Origin of the sequence: Streptomyces albicerus (assembly GCF_008905045.1) — a bacterium.
GTDB classification, from domain to species: Bacteria; Actinomycetota; Actinomycetes; order Streptomycetales; family Streptomycetaceae; genus Streptomyces; species Streptomyces albicerus.
On sequence record NZ_VWMY01000013.1, the window covers coordinates 167,613 to 187,004 of the forward strand.

Annotated in this window: 17 protein-coding genes; 10 read left to right on the forward strand and 7 right to left on the reverse strand. The window is 71.0% G+C overall.

Annotated elements, in window-relative coordinates:
• Positions 1-10 precede the first annotated feature (10 nt).
• The 4 genes from GAS53_RS13670 to GAS53_RS13685 form a co-directional block, all read right to left on the reverse strand.
• Positions 11-964, reverse strand: a complete 954-nt coding sequence (locus GAS53_RS13670) for an SMP-30/gluconolactonase/LRE family protein (RefSeq protein WP_151477784.1) — start codon at positions 962-964, stop codon at positions 11-13.
• A 236-nt stretch (positions 965-1,200) separates the two neighbouring features.
• Positions 1,201-2,103 carry a TIGR03943 family putative permease subunit gene (locus tag GAS53_RS13675; protein WP_151477785.1) on the reverse strand — a complete coding sequence of 301 codons (903 nt, stop codon included), beginning with the start codon at positions 2,101-2,103 and terminating at the stop codon, positions 1,201-1,203.
• Positions 2,100-3,164 (reverse strand): permease, encoded by a 1,065-nt coding sequence (locus GAS53_RS13680; RefSeq protein ID WP_225858901.1) that lies wholly within the window; start codon positions 3,162-3,164, stop codon positions 2,100-2,102. Before GAS53_RS13680 ends, GAS53_RS13675 begins: the two co-directional genes overlap by 4 nt.
• A gap of 115 nt (positions 3,165-3,279) precedes the next feature.
• Entirely contained in the window at positions 3,280-3,789 is a 510-nt protein-coding gene (locus tag GAS53_RS13685; RefSeq protein ID WP_151477786.1) for a spore germination protein GerW family protein, read from the reverse strand.
• Positions 3,790-3,966: 177 nt separating this feature from the next.
• Between GAS53_RS13685 and GAS53_RS13690 the strand changes: the two genes are divergently transcribed.
• From GAS53_RS13690 to GAS53_RS13725, 8 genes are all read left to right on the forward strand, one after another.
• Complete coding sequence (locus GAS53_RS13690) at positions 3,967-6,015, forward strand: potassium channel family protein (RefSeq protein ID WP_151477829.1); 2,049 nt, start codon at positions 3,967-3,969, stop codon at positions 6,013-6,015.
• 271 nt (positions 6,016-6,286) lie between these two features.
• A complete protein-coding gene (locus tag GAS53_RS13695; protein WP_151477787.1) occupies positions 6,287-6,622 on the forward strand; it encodes a hypothetical protein in 336 nt (111 codons plus the stop codon).
• A complete protein-coding gene (locus GAS53_RS55125; protein WP_192583096.1) occupies positions 6,603-6,764 on the forward strand; it encodes a hypothetical protein in 162 nt (53 codons plus the stop codon). Before GAS53_RS13695 ends, GAS53_RS55125 begins: the two co-directional genes overlap by 20 nt.
• A 736-nt stretch (positions 6,765-7,500) precedes the next feature.
• Positions 7,501-8,307, forward strand: a complete 807-nt coding sequence (locus GAS53_RS13705) for a S1 family peptidase (protein WP_151477788.1) — start codon at positions 7,501-7,503, stop codon at positions 8,305-8,307.
• Between the two features lie 333 nt (positions 8,308-8,640).
• On the forward strand, positions 8,641-9,441 hold the full coding sequence (gene cseB, locus GAS53_RS13710; protein ID WP_151477789.1) for a two-component system response regulator CseB: 801 nt from the start codon (positions 8,641-8,643) through the stop codon (positions 9,439-9,441).
• Position 9,442: 1 nt separating this feature from the next.
• A complete protein-coding gene (locus GAS53_RS13715; RefSeq protein ID WP_151477790.1) occupies positions 9,443-10,699 on the forward strand; it encodes a sensor histidine kinase in 1,257 nt (418 codons plus the stop codon).
• Positions 10,700-10,838: 139 nt separating this feature from the next.
• Positions 10,839-11,864: a D-alanyl-D-alanine carboxypeptidase family protein gene (locus tag GAS53_RS13720; RefSeq protein WP_151477791.1), complete on the forward strand. Its 1,026-nt coding sequence runs from the start codon at positions 10,839-10,841 to the stop codon at positions 11,862-11,864.
• 55 nt (positions 11,865-11,919) lie between these two features.
• A complete protein-coding gene (locus GAS53_RS13725) occupies positions 11,920-12,861 on the forward strand; it encodes an endonuclease/exonuclease/phosphatase family protein (protein WP_225858905.1) in 942 nt (313 codons plus the stop codon).
• Between the two features lie 397 nt (positions 12,862-13,258).
• Here GAS53_RS13725 and GAS53_RS13730 read toward each other — a convergent pair whose 3' ends face one another.
• Positions 13,259-13,642 carry a nuclear transport factor 2 family protein gene (locus tag GAS53_RS13730; RefSeq protein ID WP_151477793.1) on the reverse strand — a complete coding sequence of 128 codons (384 nt, stop codon included), beginning with the start codon at positions 13,640-13,642 and terminating at the stop codon, positions 13,259-13,261.
• Positions 13,643-13,792: 150 nt separating this feature from the next.
• Here GAS53_RS13730 and GAS53_RS13735 point away from each other — a divergent pair, with 150 nt between their 5' ends.
• Complete coding sequence (locus GAS53_RS13735; RefSeq protein ID WP_192583097.1) at positions 13,793-15,670, forward strand: S9 family peptidase; 1,878 nt, start codon at positions 13,793-13,795, stop codon at positions 15,668-15,670.
• A gap of 280 nt (positions 15,671-15,950) precedes the next feature.
• Positions 15,951-16,805 (forward strand): SURF1 family protein, encoded by an 855-nt coding sequence (locus GAS53_RS13745; protein ID WP_151477794.1) that lies wholly within the window; start codon positions 15,951-15,953, stop codon positions 16,803-16,805.
• A gap of 169 nt (positions 16,806-16,974) precedes the next feature.
• Here GAS53_RS13745 and GAS53_RS13750 read toward each other — a convergent pair whose 3' ends face one another.
• Both GAS53_RS13750 and GAS53_RS13755 read right to left on the reverse strand, forming a co-directional pair.
• Complete coding sequence (locus tag GAS53_RS13750; RefSeq protein ID WP_192583098.1) at positions 16,975-18,345, reverse strand: hypothetical protein; 1,371 nt, start codon at positions 18,343-18,345, stop codon at positions 16,975-16,977.
• A complete protein-coding gene (locus tag GAS53_RS13755; protein WP_192583099.1) occupies positions 18,342-19,007 on the reverse strand; it encodes a SigE family RNA polymerase sigma factor in 666 nt (221 codons plus the stop codon). The genes GAS53_RS13750 and GAS53_RS13755 overlap by 4 nt, the downstream gene beginning before the upstream one ends.
• Between the last annotated feature and the right edge of the window lie 385 nt (positions 19,008-19,392).

Here is a 19,392-nt window from a genome sequence, read left to right on the forward strand (position 1 = left end):
GCCCTCCGTCTCAGATCGAGACGGCGACGCCCGTGAAAGTCGTCTCCGGTGTCTGCGGGCTCGTGAAGCGCGCGTTGACCAGGTACAGGCGGTTGCCGAAGCGGGCCGCGGTGGTGGGGACGTCGAAGCGGGGGTCCGTGATCGTCCCGGTGAGGGTGGCCGTCGTGGCCTTGGCGTCCAGGTGGAACACGCTGATGAGGTTCAGGCGGTTCTGGACCACGTACAGGGTGCGGCCTATGCGGTAGAGCCCGTCGCCGTTGACGACGTCGGCCGCGCCCACCAGCGTGATCTTGGTCGCGTGGCCCGTCTTGAGGTTCACGTTGTACAGCTCGCCCGGCGTGCTCTTGACGACGATCAGGGCGCGGCCGTCGGGGGTGCCGACGATGCCGTTGGCGTTGTTGGCGTTGGGGGTCTGGACCCAGTCGCCGGTGAGCGGCAGGGCGCGTACGTCTCCGGATCGGCCGCGCGGTACTCCGTAGAGCGCGGCGTCGCGTGAGTCGGTGAACCAGGCCCGGTCGCCGAGCAGGGTGACGTCGTTGATGAAGTGGCCTGTGGGGTCGGTCAGTTGGTACGTCTTTATGAGCTCGCCCGTGCGGGAGTCGTGGATCCTCGCGACTCCGGTGTTCCCGGCGACGTACAGCAGACCGTCGTGGTCCAGCTTCAGGCCGACCGCGATCAGGCCGGTGCCGCCCGCGAAGAGGATCTTGCCCTCGCCGGTGCGCAGGTCGGTGCGGTAGATGGCGCCGTTGGCGCGCGAGCCCATGTAGGCGTACGGCTTTCTGCCGATGGCGATGCCCTCGGGGAGGAAGCCGTCGGGGAGCGGGAACTCGGTCGGCCATGTGGCGGTGGCGGCAGTGGCGGTGGCGGCGTTCGCCGTACCCGCGCCGGTCGCGACCGCGAACGCGGTGAGGGCGGCGCCACCGAGGAGGGTGCGCCGGGAGGGGTGGGAGTGATTGCGGGTCATGGTTCCGGGCCTCCGTGGAAAGTGGGGGTCGGAGCGGGCAACTCGCTCAGGAACTCGGGGACCGCTGCTGCAACTCCGTTTGCGGTTCCATTCGTTCGAAACGTCCGCTCAGCACTCGCCCATCTTGGCTCACCACCCGTAGCCGCTCCCCCCGTACGCCGGGTATCGACAGAGGATCGACAGCTTCCTGAACATCGGCGGGTTGTTCCTGCGCATGCCGTTCACCGACGCCGAGTTCAGCCGTTCCAGCTCTCGTCGTACGGGTCTCGCGGCGCCGATACCGGTTTGGCCTGGGTTACTTCGAGGAACGGGATGATGCCGTCGTTCACCGGGTCCTTCGTCTGTTTGGCGGTGTAGGTGCCGGTGACCTCGAGCCAGCTGTCGGGGCGCAGAACGGGCGGAATCCGGCCGGTCAGGCCGATCTTCACCGGCTGGGCGTCGGCGGCGCAGCAGCTGAGGGCCATGCGGACCAAGTACGGATTGCCGGCCCGGTCCAGGGCCAGGAAACCGGCGGTCTTGATGCGGCGGTCGGTGAGGGAGCGGCCGTGGTCGTACGCCGCTCGGCCCGCGTAGTCGACGAGGTTGAGGCGGACCGGGTCGCCCGTGGGGAGGTCGGCGAACCCCCAGGGCTGTTGCTGAAGGGCCGTACCGGTGCGCATGGCGCTGTAGGAGCCGAGGGCGGGTGGGGCCACGAGGATGAGGGCGAGGAGGGGGAGGACGAGGAGCCAGGAGATACGGGGTTCGCGGTGGGCGTGTGCCTTGGCCTGGGCGGGGACGTTCGCATGGGCATGGGCGTCGGCGCCGACATGCTCTTCTTGACCGCGGCTGCGGTCGTGGTCGTGCTCGTGCTCGTGCTCGCGGTGGTCGTCGGGCTCGCGGTCGTGCCCGGGCTCGTCCTCGTCGCCCGTACGTGCCCCTCCCGCCCCGTGCTCTTCGGACTCGTATCCCTCCGGCGTACGCGCCCCTCGCCGCTCGTACCAGACGGTCGCGACCGCCGTGGCGATCAGGACGACCCCCGCCGCCAGCAGCAACGGCTGCAACCCGGCCTTGACGTACCGCAGATACAGATCGGTGAGCCCGGCGTGCAGGATCGCTCCACCGGTGAGGAAGAGGACGGCTGCCTGGGCCTGGCGGTTCACAGGAGCACCGCCCCGACCAGGGCCGACACCAGGACGGCCAGCGTGAAGGTGGCGGGCGCGAACCGCAGGGCGAACTCGCGGCCGAACGTGGCGGTCTGCATGGCGAAGAGTTTCAGGTCGATCATCGGGCCGACGACGAGGAAGGTCAGCCGGGCCGTGAGGGAGAACTGGGTCAGCGACGCGGCCACGAACGCGTCCGCCTCGGAACAGATGGAGAGGAGTACGGCCAGAACCGCCAGGGCGAGGATCGACACCACCAGGTTGTCGGCGGCGAGGCTGAGCCACTCCGCCGGGACCACCGCCTTGAGCGTGGCCGCGGCCATCGCGCCGACGACCAGGAAACCGCCCGCGTGCATCACGTCGTGCCGTACGGATCCCCAGAACGCCGCCCCCTTGCCGAGGCCGTCGGACGACGGGCGGGCCTGTGGGCGCAACCAGTCGGTACGGCCCAGTCGTTGCCACAGCCAGCCCATCGCGCAGGCCACCAACAGGCTTGCCACGAAACGGGCCAGGACCATCTGCGGTTTTCCGGGGAACGCCACAGCGGTCGCGGTCAGCACGATCGGGTTGATCGCCGGCGCGGACAGCAGGAACGCCAGCGCCGCCGCGGGCGTGACGCCCCGGCGCACCAGCGCACCGGCCACCGGCACGGACGCGCACTCGCAGCCCGGCAGCACCGCCCCGGCCATCCCGGCGACCGGCACCGCGAGGGCGGGCCGCCCCGGCAGCGCGCGGGCGAAGAACGACGGCGGGACGAACACCGCGATGACCGCCGACAGCAGCACGCCGAGCACGAGGAAGGGCAGGGCCTGCACCATCACCGCGACGAACACGGTCATCCAGCTCTGCATCACCGGCGCGGACAGCGCGCCGCGGATCGGCCCCTGAAGAGCCACCCCCACGAGCAGCAGCATGGTCAGGACGAGGGGCGAATTGAACTGCCAGCCCCGCGATTCGTCCGCCTTGCTGTCCTTACTGCGGTCCTTACTCCTGTCCTTGCCGTCCTTTTTGTTGCCCTTGGTGTCCTCAACCCGGGGCTGTGCTGTGTTGGTTGTGGTCACGGGAGAGGTACCTCCGGTAGGGAAGGGCTTCGTGGGTGGGGTTCCCCTCCACCTTCAGTACGCCCATTCCGGCACAGCTTCTCATCTCGGGCTCGGGCCGGGCGCGCCCGAGGCATCAGTCCCGGCGGCGCAGCGCCCGGACGATCTTGGGAAGCGCACCGCCGAGTACGAGGGCCGCCAGCGGGACGACGACGTCGACCCAGGGGTCGCGGATCGGGCGGTACGTCGCGCTGCCGTTCCGTATCTCGATGAAGCCGACGGGCTTCGCGCCGGCCCCGCCACCGCCTCCTCCGCCCTCGCCGGTCTTGGCGGCGTCCACCTCGCGGCCCACGCCGGCCCCGAAGCCGAACCCGACCCTGGCGACGGGGATGACGGTGACGCCGTCGCCGGTCACGGGGGCGCCGTAGACGGTGGTGACCGAGGCGCGGCCGCCCAGCTTCTCGGCGAGCCGCTCCAGCAGTGCGACGGCCGGGTTGACCGTGCCGGCGTCCTCCGGCGGCAGCGCGGGGGAAGCCTCCGCAGTCTCTGTGGGCCGCTCCACAGTCTGTGCGGGCTCTGTTGTGGGCTGGTCCGCAGTTTCTGCGCTCTGTACGGACTGTTCCTGTACGGGCTCTTCGTCAGGCATCGCTCGTCACCATCCTTGCGGCGGCATCGTCGGCTCAGGGCCGTCAGTGTCCCGCGGAACCCGTGCCTCAACTCCCTTGCGGCAAGCCCCTGTGCAACCGCGCGTACCGGTGAGGCACTCTGTGCTGTTGTGGGGAGCCTTCCGAATCAGAGCGGGCCGGACGACCGTGCCGCGCACATGGTGGTGTGCGGGGACGATGCCCTCGCGCACCGGCTGGCGGCCGAGTTGCGTGGCGTCTACGGGGAGCGGGTGACGCTGGTCGTGCCGTCCGCCGAGGGGACCGTACGGCCACCTGTCGTCGGGCGGGCCCGTCCCTCGGCGCTGCTCGACCGCGTGTCGGCGGCGATGACCCGGGCCGCGGGCAACGGCGGTGTCGGCGGCAGGGGCAACGGCGGCGGGCGTGGCGGCGACGGCGGAAGCGGTGGCGGCAACAGTGGCGAGGGCGGGCCCGGTCGGACCGCCTCGTCGTCGAACCGAGCCGCCGCCTCGTCGAATCGGGCCACCGCCTCTGAAGAGCCGCGTCCCGCCCAGGTGTTGGAGGCCGCCGTCCTCACCGAGGCCGTGCTCGCCGACGCCGGTGTCGAGCAGGCCGCCGCGCTGGCGCTCGTGCATGACGACGACGAGACGAACATCCGCGCCGCGCTGATGGCCCGTCGGCTCAACCCCCGCCTCCGTCTGGTCATCCGGCTCTACAACCGCCGTCTCGGCCAGCACATCGAGGCCCTGCTGGACCAGGCTTCCGCCCTGGCCATGACGGGAGTCGGGGAGTCCGGCGGCTCGCCCGAGCCCGGTCTCCTCGACGCCTCCACGACCGTGCTCTCCGACGCGGACACGGCCGCGCCCGCGCTGGCGGCGACCGCGGTGGCCGGGACCAGCAAGGTCGTGCAGACCGACGGGCTGATGCTGCGGGCCGTGGAACGGCAGCCGCCGGGGCCCGGGGAGGTCGCCGACCCGGGCCTGTGCACCCTGGCCCTGCTCTCGGCCACCACCAACGACCCGGCCGGCGCGGACGGTTCGGAGAGCAGCGGCGAGAACGGGCCCCGGCTGCTCCCCGACGAGCGCTCCGTGGCCGCCGCGACCGGCCGCGGCACCGTCGTCCTGGAGACGGTGTCGTACTCCGGTCCGCCGCTGCCCGCGGGCCGCAAAGCCCTGCCCATCGGCAGGCTGTTCTCCCGGCGGCTGCGCTGGTCCTTCGCGGGCCTGGTGGCCTGTGTGGTCGCGCTCGCGGTCGCGTCCATGGCGACGACGGGCGACCACCCGCTGCACGCCACCTACCTGACCCTCCTCGATCTCTTCGCGATCAACGAACCCGCGCTCGATGAGCCCCTCGGCCGCCAAATCCTCCAACTCCTCTCCGGTCTCGTCGGGTTGCTGCTGCTTCCCGTGCTCCTCGCCGCGGTCCTGGAGGGCCTCGGTACGTTCCGCAGCGGGTCCGCGCTGCGGAAGCCGCCCCGCGGGCTCTCCGATCACGTCGTACTCCTCGGACTCGGCAAGATCGGTACGCGCGTCCTCGCGCGCCTTCGGGAACTGAACATCCCCGTCGTATGCGTCGAGGAAGACCCCGAGGCGCGCGGGATCTCGACCGCACGCCGGCTGCGCGTGCCCGTCGTCCTCGGCGACGTCACCCAGGAAGGCGTCCTGGAAGCCGCCAAGATCCACCGGGCGCACGCCCTGCTCGCCCTGACCAGCGTGGACACCACCAACCTCGAAGCCGCCCTGTACGCAAGGTCGGTGCGCCCCGATCTGCGCGTCGTCCTGCGTCTGTACGACGACGACTTCGCCAACGCCGTCTACCGCACCCTGCGCGCCACCCACCCGCACGCGCTCACCCGCAGCCGCAGCGTCTCCCACCTCGCCGCGCCCGCCTTCGCCGGAGCGATGATGGGCCGCCAGATCCTGGGCGCGATCCCGGTCGAACGCCGGGTCCTGCTCTTCGCCGCCCTGGAGGTCGCCGGGCATCCGCAGCTGGAGGGCCGCACGGTCGCCGAGGCGTTCCGCGCGGGAGCGTGGCGGGTCCTCGCCCTGGACAGCGCCTCCCCCGCGGAACGCCTGCCCGACCTGGCGAACACCCCCACCCCGGGCGCCTCCGAGCGCCCGTCGGGCCTGGTCTGGGACCTGCCGCCCACCTACGTCCTCGGCTCCGAGGACCGTGTCGTCATCGCAGCCACCCGACGAGGGCTCGCCGAACTACTGGGACGGCGCCCCAGGGAGCGTACGGGCGCCTAGGCTCTCCGCCGGTTATCTAGAGGTCCAACTCGATGGCTGACACGTGCGTTTGGGCCGTAGACCTCTGGTGCACCTCACTGATATCCGATAGCTCACTGGCACGTTGTGTATGTGTGATCTTCAGAGCAGAGAGGGCGATCTCGCCCGTGGACGGAAGCCGAGGTACTGCCAACGGCTCTGCATCAAGCACTACCGGGTATGGAGCATAAAGGCCGTACGTGAATCCGGCATTGCCGTCGAGGTCTGGGCCCGCACGGGCCCGGAGCCCTGCATGGAGGGCGCCCCGCTCTGCGTCGTGATGCGGTGCGAACAGGAACGGTGGGGGCTCAAGACGATCTGCTCCGACCGCCACTACAGATACGGGCGTGAAGCCCCTGACGAGCCTGTCGAGGAGTGGGTCGCCCGGCAGATGCCGTTCCTCTACGCCCACCAGTTCTCGCTGGTCCCGCTTTCGCCGGTGATGCGTTGGGAGATTCTCTACGGGCTCCAGCAGCGTGACGCGCGCGGCGCCAAGGCCGACCCGACCAATGTCCGGCTCATGGCCAAGGCTCTCGCGCACCTTCCCCATCTGGGACAACCCGGCCAGCTTGACCAGCCTCCGCGTTGATCTCGAACTGGCCCGTGAGGAGATCCGCAAACTCCGCGCCGAACGCGACCAGCTCCAGCGCAGCGCGCGCCTTCACCGCGGCCAGCAGTTCGACCAGATCGGCGCTGCCGATCTCACCATCCGGGTCCATGAACTCAACTAGTCGAAAGCCGAGTTGGAAGCAGTCCTCGGTGCCAAGGCCGCTGAGACCGACGGCCTCGCACGCCGCGTGACCGAGCTCGAAGACGAGCTCACCGCCGCCCGCACCAGCCTCCGTCAGATGATCAAAAACCAGAGCAAAGGAGTCGCGTCGTCCACATGACTACCCGGCCGCTGTCACCGGCCCTCGGGGAGTATCGGAACGTATAGCGGTAGGCGGCGATCATCGTGCAGTGGAGAAGTGATCGACCCCGGTGTCCTAGCTCAGACACCAGCCGCAGAACTCCTTGAAATGGTCCGAGGCCCGCCGCTACATGGGCCGTGAACTCCTTGCCACGGCCCGCCTCCACCCGATCGAGTCAGAAACCGACGAGACCGCCCTGCTCACCGAACTCACCGCATAGCCGCAAAACGAGATCACCGAGTGGCCGTCGATACACCACTCCAGCGGACGTGACCGGGGCTGCTCGGCGTTTCGGCACCGGAACGCATGTGAGCAGGCGACCGCGATCCCGTCCGGGGGTCGCGGTCGCCGACCCCAACTCCCTTTGGACCAAACCCTCGTGACTGCCCTCGCGCTGTTACGCAGCCGAGGGGAGGCCGCGATCGGCCCGATACGGGACGGAGGCCTGCCGGAGGATTGACGGACTCATAATCCTCGTCGGAAGGGGCGGCCGGGCGTCGGCCGCCCCGCGAGTCCGCCGGGGCCGCGCCCGGTGGCAGACGGAAGTGAGTCCACCTTGCGCAAGTCAGTGAGCCGACGGGCGGTCACCTACCTCGCGGGTGTCTGCGCGTTGGGAACCGTGTTCGCCATGGCACCCGTCGCCTCGGCGATCGTCGGTGGAGTGCCGGTACCGGACGGCGAGCGGCCCTTCGTCGTACAGATCGAGCAACAGGGCGATGACGGGACCTGGTCGCACTACTGCGGCGGAGCACTCGTCCACAGCCGCGTTGTCGCCACGGCGGCGCACTGCGCCAGGTTCGCCGAGCAGGGCATGGTCAAGATCCGGCTGGCCCTGGGGCGGACCGACTCGAGCACGCCCGGCGGAACAGTGCTGACCGGCGACCGCTTCTCCGTCTACAGCCACCCCGACTTCGACACCGCGACCAACACGGACCTGGGGCTCATCGTGCTCGACAGCTCGGTCGACCAGCCTCGCGCGGCCCTGCCACCGCTGGGAACGAAGCTGCGGCCGGGGCGTCTCGTACGCGCCGCCGGTTGGGGACGTACCGATCTCGCCGATCCGAACAAGCCGTCTCGTATGCACGAGGTGAAGTTGCCCGTCAACAAGTTCGACACGGAGGGCGGTGCCTGGGACAAGGAGTTCATCTGCGCGGGCACCGCCGAATCCCGGGTCGGCCCCGGGGACAGCGGGGGACCGTTGTTCGATACGAAGGCCTCCGGCAAAGCGGTCGTGTACGGGCTCGTGACCGGCGACACGAACACCTGCACTGGGCTCTTCACGAACCTGGCCGACCCCACCATCTGGAAGCCGTTCCGCGACCCGCTCGCCTCTCATGGGCTCGGGCACGTCATCCCGGGCTGAACCACACGGGTGGCGTACTGGGTCAAGGTGCTCCCTTCGGGGGCGGCTTCACTTGGATTCGATTCGACCCAATGGATCGACGCTCTCCGACAGGGACTCTTGCGCTGCCGACCAGTCGTCATCCTCAATGCCGAGTGCATGGCGAAGGTTGGCCCAGGTACCTGCTGGATCAGGGCTACACGCTCGAGGCTTTCGTCTGTTGCTTTCCGGACCTCGTAGCCCGCGATCCCGCCGAGAGATGGCCGATACGCGGCTGATGCACGGTTGAGCCTGGGCGGAGGCACGGTTCTGGCAGGGTGAGAGAGCCCCCGAACCTACTTCCGGACGGAAAAGATGCCCGCTTCAGCAGCTGATGGGGGCGCGCCCGTGTCCATTCCCGCGCCCGTGACGATCCTGCTCGTCGAGGACGACGCGGTGATCCGCAGATCCGTCACGATGGCGCTGGAGCGCTACGGCTACCGCGTCACCGCTGCCGCCGACGGCCTGACCGGACTCGAACTGTTCCGGGAGGGCCGGCACGACCTGCTGTTGCTGGACGTGATGCTGCCCGGCCTCGACGGCATCGGGCTGTGCCGCCGGATCCGGGAGACCAGCGTGGATCCCGTCCTGATGATGTCGGCGCGCGGCGACGCCCTGGACGTCGTCTCCGGTCTGGAGGCAGGGGCCGACGACTACGTGGTCAAGCCCGTCGACACCGCCGTGCTGGTGGCCCGGATCCGTTCGCTGCTGCGGCGGGCCACATTCACCCCGGCCCCCGGCCCGGCGGCCGGGCCCGTGGCCGATCGTCCGGGCCTGTCCGACCAGCCGGACCCGCCGGACCGGTCGGGGAGGCCCGGCCGCGACCGGCACGCTCGGCTCGTCTTCGGCGACCTGGCCATCGACACGGGCGGCCTGGAGGTGTTCCGGGCCGGTGAACCGGTCGCGCTGGCCCCCACCGAACTGCGGCTGCTGCTGGAGTTCGCCGCGAACCCGGGCATCGTGCTGGACCGGCAGACCCTGCTGCGCGACGTGTGGGACTACGGCTGGGACGGCGACAGCCGCGTGGTCGACCTGTGCGTGCAGCGCCTGCGGAAGAAGATCGGGGCCGAGCGGATCGAGACCGTCCGCGGCTTCGGCTACAAGCTGCGGCGCTGACGTGGAGACCGTACGCGCGCTGGTGCACTGGCGTTCGCTGCGCTGGAAGATCGCGCTGCTCGTCACCGTGGCGTGCTGTGCCATCGCGGTGACCGTCGGGCTGCTGGTCCACCGCAGCACCCTGGAACGGTCGATGAACGACGGTGCGGCCAAGGCCCTGACCCAGTTGTCCGACGCTGTGGAGGACTGCGAGCGGGACGGCGTCCCGCCCGACGGTCTGGTCGTCTCGCCCGGGGAGATGCCCGACGAACTCCTGCGCCGCCTCCAGGACCGACAGGGCAGGGCGGTCGGCTCCGCCACCTGGTACGACGGCGACAGCCCCGGCGACCACCCCTCGATGTGGGCCGTTCGGACCCTCCGTGGCGCTCCCGTGGCGGTGAGCGCCGACATGACCTCCGACCTGCTCACCCGGCGGGCGCTGGACCGGCACATGTGGAAGTACTCCCTGGCGGCGCTGGCGGTCGTCGCACCGCTGTCGGCGCTCGCCGCCGAGTTGCCGAACCGGAGGCTGCGCCGGGTGGCGCGGACCGCCCGCCGGATCGCCGGGGGCGACCTGGCCGCCAGGACCGCGGCCGATGGCCGGGGCGGTGACGAGATCACCGAGATCTCGGCCACCGTCGACTCGATGGCCGACAGTCTGCGCGAACGTCTGCTGACCGAGCAGCGCTTCACCGCCGACGTCGCCCATGAGTTGCGTACGCCACTCATGGGCCTGGTGACCGCGAGCGGGCTGCTTCCCGAGGGCGAGACCACCGACCTGGTGCGTGACCGGGTGGGGGTGCTGCGGACGCTGGTGGAGGAGCTGCTGGAGATCTCCCGGCTCGACGCGGGCGCCGAGCGGGCCGAACTCAGGCCCGTACCGCTCGCCGAGATGGTCGCAGAGTCCGTGGCCCGCACCGGGCTGGACACGCGGTTCACCGCCACCGGTGCCCTGTCGGCGGAGACCGATCCGCGCCGGCTCGACCGGATCGTCGCCAACCTCGTCGTCAACGCCCACCGGCACGGCCGCACGCCCGTCGAGGTCGAGGTGGCCGGGACGACCGTGACCGTACGGGACCACGGCCCGGGCTTCCCGGCGGAGTTGCTCGCGGACGGCCCGCAGCGATTCCGCACGGGTGCGTCGGAGCGCGGCCACGGGCACGGCCTCGGGCTGACCATCGCGCTGGGGCAGGCCCGGGTCATCGGGGCGTCGCTGGAGTTCGCGAACGCTCCCGAGGGCGGGGCGCTCGCCACCCTCCGGCTGCCGCCTGCGGGCTGACGCCGAACGGCCGATACCGAACGGATGCCCGGCCGAGCGGTGCTCGATCCGTGGCCGGAGCCGAGCGGAGATCCGCCCCGCGGAAGGTGGTCGACGTGCGTGAACGCCGCGCACCCGCCCCCTTGGAGGTGTCCCTCCCATGTCACCGGTTCCCTTTTCCGGAGAGCCCGGCGCAGGCCGGGCCCAGCCCTCGTGGTCCACCGGCTCATGGCTCCCGCCCCGCCGACACGACCGGTCCGGGCGGCGCTTCACGGCCGGCCTCGCCGCGGGCGCCACCGCACTGGTCACCCTGGCGGTTCTTGCCGTCGCCGTGCTCACCTCCGGCAACAGCCCGGGAACCGGAGCGGGTTCGCTGCCGTGGCCGGCGGAGGGGCAGACGAGCGTGGTGGTCGAGGGCCTCGGCGCCCACGGTGACCTCGGTACGCGGGGCGAGCGGCCACCGGTGCCGATCGCCAGCGTCACCAAGGTGATGACCGCCTACGTGATCCTCCGCGACCGTCCGCTGCGCGCGGGCGAGGACGGCCCCCTCGTCACCGTCGACCGGACCGCCGCGAACGAGTCCGTCTCGGGCGTGGAGTCGAGCGTGCCGGTCAGGGAGGGTATGCGGCTGAGCGAACGACAGCTGCTGGAACTGCTGTTGATCCCCTCCGGCAACAACATCGCCCGGCTGCTGGCCCGCTGGAACGCAGGCTCGCAGGAGGCCTTCGTCACGAAGATGAACCGGGCCGCCCGTGACCTGGGCATGCGCCACACCACCTACACCGGCGCCAGCGGCATCGAACCCACGACCACCAGCACCTCGGCCGACCAGCTGAGGCTGGCCCGCCGGGTCATGCGCGACGAGGTGTTCCGGACCATCGTCGCCATGCCCAGCACCACCGTGCCCGGTGTCCCCGGGACGATCCGCAACACCAACACCCTGCTCGGCACGGCGAGCGTGATCGGCCTCAAGACCGGCTCCAGCACTCCCGCCGGCGGCGCCCTGATGTGGGCGGCCACCGCGTCCGACAAGGACGGCCGGGACCGGCTGATCCTCGGAGTGGTGCTGCACCAGCGCGCCGGCACCGACCCCCGGCAGGGGTTGCGGGCCGCTCTCGCCACGAGCCACGCGCTGATCGAGGGCGTACGGCGATGGCTGTCGACGACCTCGTCCGGAACACCGTGAGACGGCCGTGACAAACTCCCTCGACACCGCGCCCGCCCGGCCGGAACCCGATTCCATCCGCCCGCGGAACGAGGACACCGGCGTCCGGCGGCCGCCGCTGATCCTCGGCTCGCTCGCGGTCCTGGCCACGCTGGTGATGCTGGGCCACGCCCTCGTCCCCAACCGGGTCGGCCGTCTCGGCAGCCTCGTCGAGACCTTCCTGCCCTGGACGGGTCTGGCCGTGCCGCTGCTGCTCCTGTGCACGCCGGCCCGCCGGTCCAGGGCCGCCGCCGTGTCCGTGCTGCTGCCGGCCGTCGTCTGGTGCTCGCTCTTCGGCGGGACACTCGTCGACAAACGGGAGGACGGCGGCAACCTGACCGTCGTGACGCACAACGTCAACGAACACAATCCGCGGCCGGTGCGCACCGCCCGTGCCCTGGCCGCCTCCGGCGCGGACGTGGTGGCTCTCGAAGAGCTGGGCGGCCCGTCGACAGCGGCGTACGAGAGAACGCTGGCCGGCACCTACCCGTACCACTCCGTGCAGGGCACGGTCGGTCTGTGGAGCAGGTATCCGGTCGCCGACGCCCGTGCGGTCGACATCGCGCCCTGGCCACGTGCCCTGCGCGCCACCGTCCGCACGCCCGAGGGACCGGTCGCGGTCTTCGTCGCCCATCTGATGTCCGTCCGCTTCACCGCCGGCTCGGGGTTCACCTCCGACGCACGTGACGCGGCCGCGCGGCGACTCGCCGCCGCCGTGCGCGCCGAGCCGCTCCCCCGCACGATCCTCGTGGGCGACCTGAACGGCACGACCGACGACCGGGCGTTGTCCGGGCTCACCTCCCAACTGCGGTCCGTGCAGGCTGAGTCGGGCGCGGGGTTCGGTGCCAGCTGGCCGGCCTCGTTCCCGGTGGCCCGGATCGACCACATCCTCGTACGCGGTGTGGAGCCGCGGTCCGCCTGGACCCTCCCGGCCACCGGCAGCGACCACCTGCCGGTGGCGGCGTCGGTGCGGGTGTGAGCGCGGGCTTCCGGAACGGCTAGCTTGATCTCCTGGAACTGGCTGCCCCCTGCGCGCTTGCGCTCCGAGCGCGCAGGGGCAGCCCTCCGTTCCCGCCTCTCTCAACGGAATGTGCCCAACGTCCCTCACCCCCTGAAGCGCCATAACCTGCGCAAATGCTCGGCAGCTCTAGATAAGCGCGGAAGTACGGTGCTTCATCCGCGGGTCCGTCGTGGCTGGTCGCGCAGTTCCCCGCGCCCCTTCGGGGCGCTGCCGAACCGCACCGGACTTCGCCGGACCCGCTTAGGGCCCTTCTGACGGAGACGGCACGGGTCGACCTGGACGGCGGGGTCGCGGTGATACGGCTGGACGCGGAGCCGAAGCCCTCTGTCCCCGAATCCCCCGCGCCGCCCGCGTCTCAGTAACGCTCCACCAAGTGCTCCCGCCCCGCCGGAGGTTCGTACGGCTCGGGCCAGAAGTCCGTGACCGTCAGGACGCGGCCCTCTGCGTCGCCCGTGAAGAACGAGATGCCGTACATCTCCTCCAGGCCCACCGTGAAGTGGATCCAGGTGACGACCTGGCCGGGCTCGGCGACTATGCGCTCGATCCTCAGGTGCCAGTCGCCCGGATACTCCCGGTTGAACTGGACGTACCTCTCCCGCCCGCGGACGCGCTCGCGCGTCTGGGGCATGGTGTAGACGACGTCCTCCGCGAGGGTGTCCGCGAAGGCCGCCCAGTTCCTGGCCTCGGCCGTGGCCCAGAAGCTCTCCACTGTCTTGCGCAGATCAGTCGATGAGGTCATGTCGAAATAGTGCACCCCGCCACTGACAATCGGTCCTGACCTGCGCGGAGACAGGATTTTTCGCTGCCGCGGCGGTCTCGGACCGGAGAGTTGTCCACAGGCCGACGGGCCCGAGAGCGGATTGTCGTCCCGTGCGGGCAGTATGGGGCCATGACTGAGAGCAACGGGGCCATCCCGGACGAGGTAACCATGCCGGACGGCGGGTCCGGTACGGACGACAGGACCATGCCGGACTGGGAGAAGCGCTTCCGGGCGCCGCGGGTGTCGTTGCCCGACTGGGCGGAGGACGCGCCGCACCGGTCCTTGTTCGTGTCGAACGCGACAGGGACGTACGAGTTGTACGCGTGGGACCGCGAGACGGGTGACCAGCGCCAGGTCACGGACCGGCCCAACGGGACGACGGACGGCGTGCTGTCGCCCGACGGCGAGTGGATCTGGTGGTTCGACGACAAGGACGGGGACGAGTTCGGGATCTGGCGACGCCAGCCGTTCGCCGGGGCCGACGGCGCGGGCGGCGCGGCCGTTCCCGACGAGCCCGCGGCTCCCGGGCTCGACGCCTCCTATCCCGCCGGGCTCGCGCTCGGCCGGGACGGGCGGACGGCGATCGTCGGCCGGTCGACCGACGAGGACGGCTCGACGATCTACGTCAGCCGGACCGGCGGGGATCCCGTCGAGGTCTACCGGCACCGGGAGTCGGCCGGCGTCGGCGACCTCTCGCACGACGGCTCGCTGATCGCCATCGAGCACACCGAGCACGGCGACGCGATGCACTCCGCGCTGCGCGTGCTGCGCATGGACGGCTCGACGGTCGCCGAGCTGGACGACACCAAGGACGGCACGGTCGAGCTGGGCCTCGAGGTGCTGGGCTTCGCCCCGGTCGACGGGGACACCCGGCTGCTCGTCGGGCATCAGCGGCGCGGCCGCTGGGAGCCGATGGTGTGGGACGTGGTGTCCGGCGAGGAGACGGACCTGGCGCTGACCTCGCAGTTGGAGGGCGACCTGAGCGCCGAGTGGTATCCGGACGGTTCGGCGCTGCTCGTCGTGAACAGTTTCGAGGCGCGCAGCGAGCTGTGGTGCTTCGACCTGGCGACCCGCCGCCTGGAGCGGGTGCGTACGCCGAAGGGCACGGTGTCGGGAGCGACGGCCCGGCCGGACGGCAGCGTGGAGTACCTGTGGTCGTCGGCCGCCGAACCCCCGGTGGTCCGCTCGACGTCCGGCAAGGTCGTCCTGGACCCTCCCGGTATGAAGGCCCCGGCGTCGGTGTCGGTCGAGGACGTGTGGGTGACGGGTCCGGGCGGCCGCATCCACGCCCTCGTCCAGCGGCCCGCCGGAGCGACGGGTCCTCTGCCGACCGTCTTCGACATCCACGGCGGCCCGACCTGGCACGACAGCGACTCGTTCGCGGCGGGCCCGGCGGCCTGGGTGGACCACGGGTACATGGTGATCCGGGTCAACTACCGGGGCTCCACCGGGTACGGGCGGGAGTGGACGGACGCGCTCAAGCAGCGGGTCGGCCTGATCGAGCTGGAGGACATCGCGGCCGTGCGGGAGTGGGCGGTCTCGTCCGGGCTCGCCGACCAGGACCGGCTGATCCTCACCGGCGGCTCCTGGGGCGGCTATCTCACGCTCCTCGGTCTCGGTACGCAGCCCGAGGCGTGGGCGCTCGGCATCGCCGCGGTGCCGGTCGCGGACTATGTCACGGCGTACCACGACGAGATGGAGGCCCTGAAGGCGATGGACCGCACGCTGCTCGGCGGCACACCGGAGGAGGTTCCGGAGCGCTTCGAGGCGTCGTCCCCGCTGACGTACGTCGACGCGGTGAAGGCCCCGGTCTACATCTCCGCCGGGGTCAACGATCCGCGCTGCCCCATCCGCCAGGTCGAGAACTACGTGTCCCGGCTCGCCGCGCGCGAAGCCGTCCACGAGGTGTACCGCTATGACGCGGGGCACGGTTCCCTGGTCGTGGACGAGCGGATCAAGCAGGTCCGGCTGGAGCTGGACTTCGCGGAGCGACACCTGGGCCGGTAGCGGCGGCCCGGGCGCCGAGCCCCCCTTGCGGGTAGGGCCTGTCCGGCGGATCAGGTCGGAGGAAAGTCACGGCGCCTGACAAGCATGGGTGAGCGGGGTCTGGTGCGTGCAGCTGCAAGGCGGAGGAGGGAGGCGACGCGGAGCGTCGTTGACCGACGACAACGCCGCAGATGGGCGTGCCAGACCCCGCGTCTCCGAGCTGATCCGCCGGACAGGCCCTAAGGCCGGCTGAGGCACCCCCTCGGCCGGGCCCCCGCAAGGGCCCCGTACCTTTGAGGTTGTGTACCGGTTCCTGCTGACGCCCCGCTGGTGGGGGATCAACGTCTTCGTGCTGTTGGCCATCCCCTTCTGTGTCTTCATGGGGTCGTGGCAGTTGGGGCGGTTCGAGGACCGGGTCCAGGACCACCGCGAGGCCGGGGAGCAGGCCACGGCGGCCGAGACGGAGGCGGCCCGGCCGCTCGCCGAGCTGCTGCCCGTGGACAAGGAGACGTCGGGCAATCAGGCCACGGCGACGGGCCGGTACGGCAAGCAGTTGCTCGTGCCGGACCGCGAGTTGGACGACCAGCGCGGCTTCTACGTACTGACGATGCTGCGGACCGGCGACGGCAAGGCGCTGCCCGTGGTCCGGGGCTGGCTCCCCGGCGAAGCCGACCCCGCGAAGGCCCCGGCCGCCCCGGCCGGCGAGGTCACCGTGACCGGCGCGCTGCAGGCGTCGGAGACGCCCGGTTCGAACGGGGTGCCCGCGGCCGGTGGTCTCCCCGCCGGCCAGACCGGCGCGATCAGTTCGGCGTCGCTGGTGAACCTCGTGCCGTACGACGTGTACGACGCGTGGGTCACCCTCGCGAAGGCCGACACGGGGATGAAGGCGGTGCCCGCGACGGCTCCGTCGGACACGGGCCTGGACCTGAAGGCGTTCCAGAACCTGGGCTACACCGGCGAGTGGTTCGTCTTCGCGGGCTTCGTGCTCTTCATGTGGTTCCGGTTGATCCGGCGCGAGGTGGAGTTCGCGCGGGACGCGGAGCTGGGGCTCTTGGAAGACGCCCCCGCGGACAGGGGCGAGGGTGAGGGTGACGGCGGCGAGGTCCGCGCCGAGGGCGACACCACGGCGAAGGCGTCGAGCTCGCAGACCGCCTGACCGCCGATCCGGATCACTTACGCTCCGACCGGCCGGGAACAACAGGCCCCGGCCGAGCATCAGGACCAGCCCAGTCCAGCCCAGCTTTCAGGTCACACCCCGGAACACCCGGACATCAAGGGTCGACCAGGTGACCAGGGATCAAAACGCGGGCATCAAATCCCGGGCATCAAGCCCCGGCCAGCACCCCGGTCCGGTACACCGTCCCGGCGCACGCGTTGGGCACAGTCGTCGAAGCGGTCGGCGCTCCGCCCTCCGCCGTGTACGACACCACGACGCTTCCGTCGGCGGTTCCGTCTTCCTTCGTGAGCTGCGGGCTCACGCCGCTGGTGCCCTCCGAGGACGTACCGCCGGTTTCGCCGGTGGGGTTCTCCGTGGGAGTCGGGTCGGGCGAGGGGTCCCCGCCGCCAGTGCCGCCGTTGCCACCTGTGGTGGGGCAAGTACTCGACGGCACCCAGGCGAACTGGACCTTGTACGCCGAGCCCGGCTCGAGCACCAGCGCGGAGGCGTAGGCGGACGGGTCGGCCAGCCCGGTCGCGGCGTCGCCCGTCGCATGGAGGGCCACGCCGATCGCGGACGGGTCCGCCGCGCCCTGCGCGGCCGGCGCGATGGAGCCGTCGCCGGTGACCGTACAGCTGGTCGTGGAGACGTTGCTGATCGTGAAGGAGCCGTAGACCGCGCCGCCGGCGTCGGGCGAGCCGAGGTTGCTGGTGGCGTTGCCGAGCTGCATGGACGTACAGGCGGGGACGTTCGCGGCGGAGGCCGACGGCTCGGCGCCGGTGGTTCCGCCGCTGCTCCCCTTGCCCTTGCCGGGCTCGCCCTTCTTGTCGTCCTTGTCCTTGTCCTTGGACTTGCCCGAGGAGCCGCCGGAGCCGCTCTCCGTGCCGGCCTCCGTGCCCTGGCTCGCGCCGCCCTGGGTCTCCGAGCTGTTGGCCGCGATGGACGGGTCGGCGTTGGGGCCGGTGGCGTTCGAGACGTGGACGAGGGCCGGGACGGCCGTGCCGATGAAGAGCGCGGCGGCCGCCATGCCGACGACGGCCTGACGCTTGCGCGCCCGCCGGGCCGGTACCGCGCGCCGCAGGTGCTCCAGCGTGCCGTCGGTCGGCTCGATCTCCTCCACGGCCTGGTGCATCAGCCGCCGCAGGGCCAGCTCGTCCGAGCCGAGCGGCCCCAGACCGAGCCCACCGCCGCCGAACCCGCTACCACCGAGTCCACCGCCGAGCCCGTGAGCGCCGGGTCCGCCAACGCCAGGCCCGTCAGCGCCCGAGCCACCGGCGCGGGACCCGCCCGAGCCTCCAGACTCCAGGCCCGCGGCCTCCGTGTCCGAGTTGTCCGATCGGTTCGAGTCGCCTGAGGAGACACTCGACGGGAAACCCGCCGGGCGGCCGTCCGTATCCGAGAAACCCGACTCTTCCGGGCCCGAGTTCTCCGAGGGGCCGTGATTCACAATTCCGTTCCCAGCGTGCTGCTCATGCTCGTTGTCGTCGCTGTCGTCGCGACCGTACTCATCGTGGCGTGCCCGCTCGTCGTGCCCGCTCATGCCGACGCCTCCATGGCGACGCGCAGCGCCGCTATGCCGCGCGAGCCGTACGCCTTCACCGAGCCGAGCGAGATGCCGAGCGTCTCGGCGACCTGGGCCTCGGTCATGTCCGCGAAGTATCGCAGGACGAGGACCTCGCGCTGGCGTCTCTGGAGCCCCTTCATCGCCTTGATCAGGGCGTCGCGCTCCAGCAGGTCGTACGCGCCCTCCTCCGCGCTCGCCATGTCGGGCATCGGCTTGGAGAGGAGCTTCAGGCCGAGGATGCGCCGGCGCAGGGCGGAGCGCGAGAGGTTCACGACGGTCTGGCGCAGATAGGCGAGCGTCTTCTCCGGGTCCCGGACGCGCTTGCGCGCCGAGTGCACCCGGATGAAGGCCTCCTGGACGACGTCCTCGCAGGAGGCGGTGTCGTCGAGGAGGAGCGCCGCGAGGCCGAGGAGCGACCGGTAGTGGGCGCGGTAGGTCTCGGTGAGATGGTCGACGGTGGTGCCGGCCGCCAGGGCTTCGTCAGCGCCCTCGCGCTGATTGGGGATGCGGGCGGGCCGCGCTGCGGGCATGGGCGCGATCACCGGCATGCCGCCGCCGGGCGCGCCGGACATGCGGGGTCGGCGGGGCGGACGCAGGGTCGCGCCGCGCGCTGCAGTGAATTCGAGTACCTCTGCCACGCCAGTTGGACACGCGTCCCCCCGTGGGGGTTGTACGCGACAGGCATCACATTTGCGTCAGGCTGCACGTCTGACAGTGCGCTAAATGCCCTCATACGTAACAGCTCTTCCCCTATGCCCCAAATAAACGTGGCGTCCGGACGCCCCTGAAGGGCGACCGCAAAGACGCTCCCCGCCCTCCGTGCGGTTGCGGAGAACGGGGAGGAAAATCTTCGAACGCCAGAGGCTTCGATTCAAGTGGTCCGGACCACGGTTCCACCATGGTCGAACCACCAAAGTCACACAGATCCTACAAACGATTCACGTTAGAGCCAGAAGATTTCCGGTTTGGGACCGCTCCCACCGCCGCTCCGAACGCCGTGAGATGGCCACAACTCCCCCCCCC

What these genes read in the sequence shown, in the direction of transcription:
- GAS53_RS13670 (WP_151477784.1), bottom strand. Translation starts at nt 964, where the DNA reads ATGACCCGCAATCACTCCCACCCCTCCCGGCGCACCCTCCTCGGTGGC.
- GAS53_RS13685 (WP_151477786.1), bottom strand. Translation starts at nt 3,789, where the DNA reads ATGCCTGACGAAGAGCCCGTACAGGAACAGTCCGTACAGAGCGCAGAA.
- GAS53_RS13690 (WP_151477829.1), top strand. Translation starts at nt 3,967, where the DNA reads ATGGTGGTGTGCGGGGACGATGCCCTCGCGCACCGGCTGGCGGCCGAG.
- GAS53_RS13695 (WP_151477787.1), top strand. Translation starts at nt 6,287, where the DNA reads ATGGAGGGCGCCCCGCTCTGCGTCGTGATGCGGTGCGAACAGGAACGG.
- cseB (WP_151477789.1), top strand. Translation starts at nt 8,641, where the DNA reads ATGCCCGCTTCAGCAGCTGATGGGGGCGCGCCCGTGTCCATTCCCGCG.
- GAS53_RS13720 (WP_151477791.1), top strand. Translation starts at nt 10,839, where the DNA reads ATGTCACCGGTTCCCTTTTCCGGAGAGCCCGGCGCAGGCCGGGCCCAG.
- GAS53_RS13730 (WP_151477793.1), bottom strand. Translation starts at nt 13,642, where the DNA reads ATGACCTCATCGACTGATCTGCGCAAGACAGTGGAGAGCTTCTGGGCC.
- GAS53_RS13735 (WP_192583097.1), top strand. Translation starts at nt 13,793, where the DNA reads ATGACTGAGAGCAACGGGGCCATCCCGGACGAGGTAACCATGCCGGAC.
- GAS53_RS13750 (WP_192583098.1), bottom strand. Translation starts at nt 18,345, where the DNA reads ATGAGCGGGCACGACGAGCGGGCACGCCACGATGAGTACGGTCGCGAC.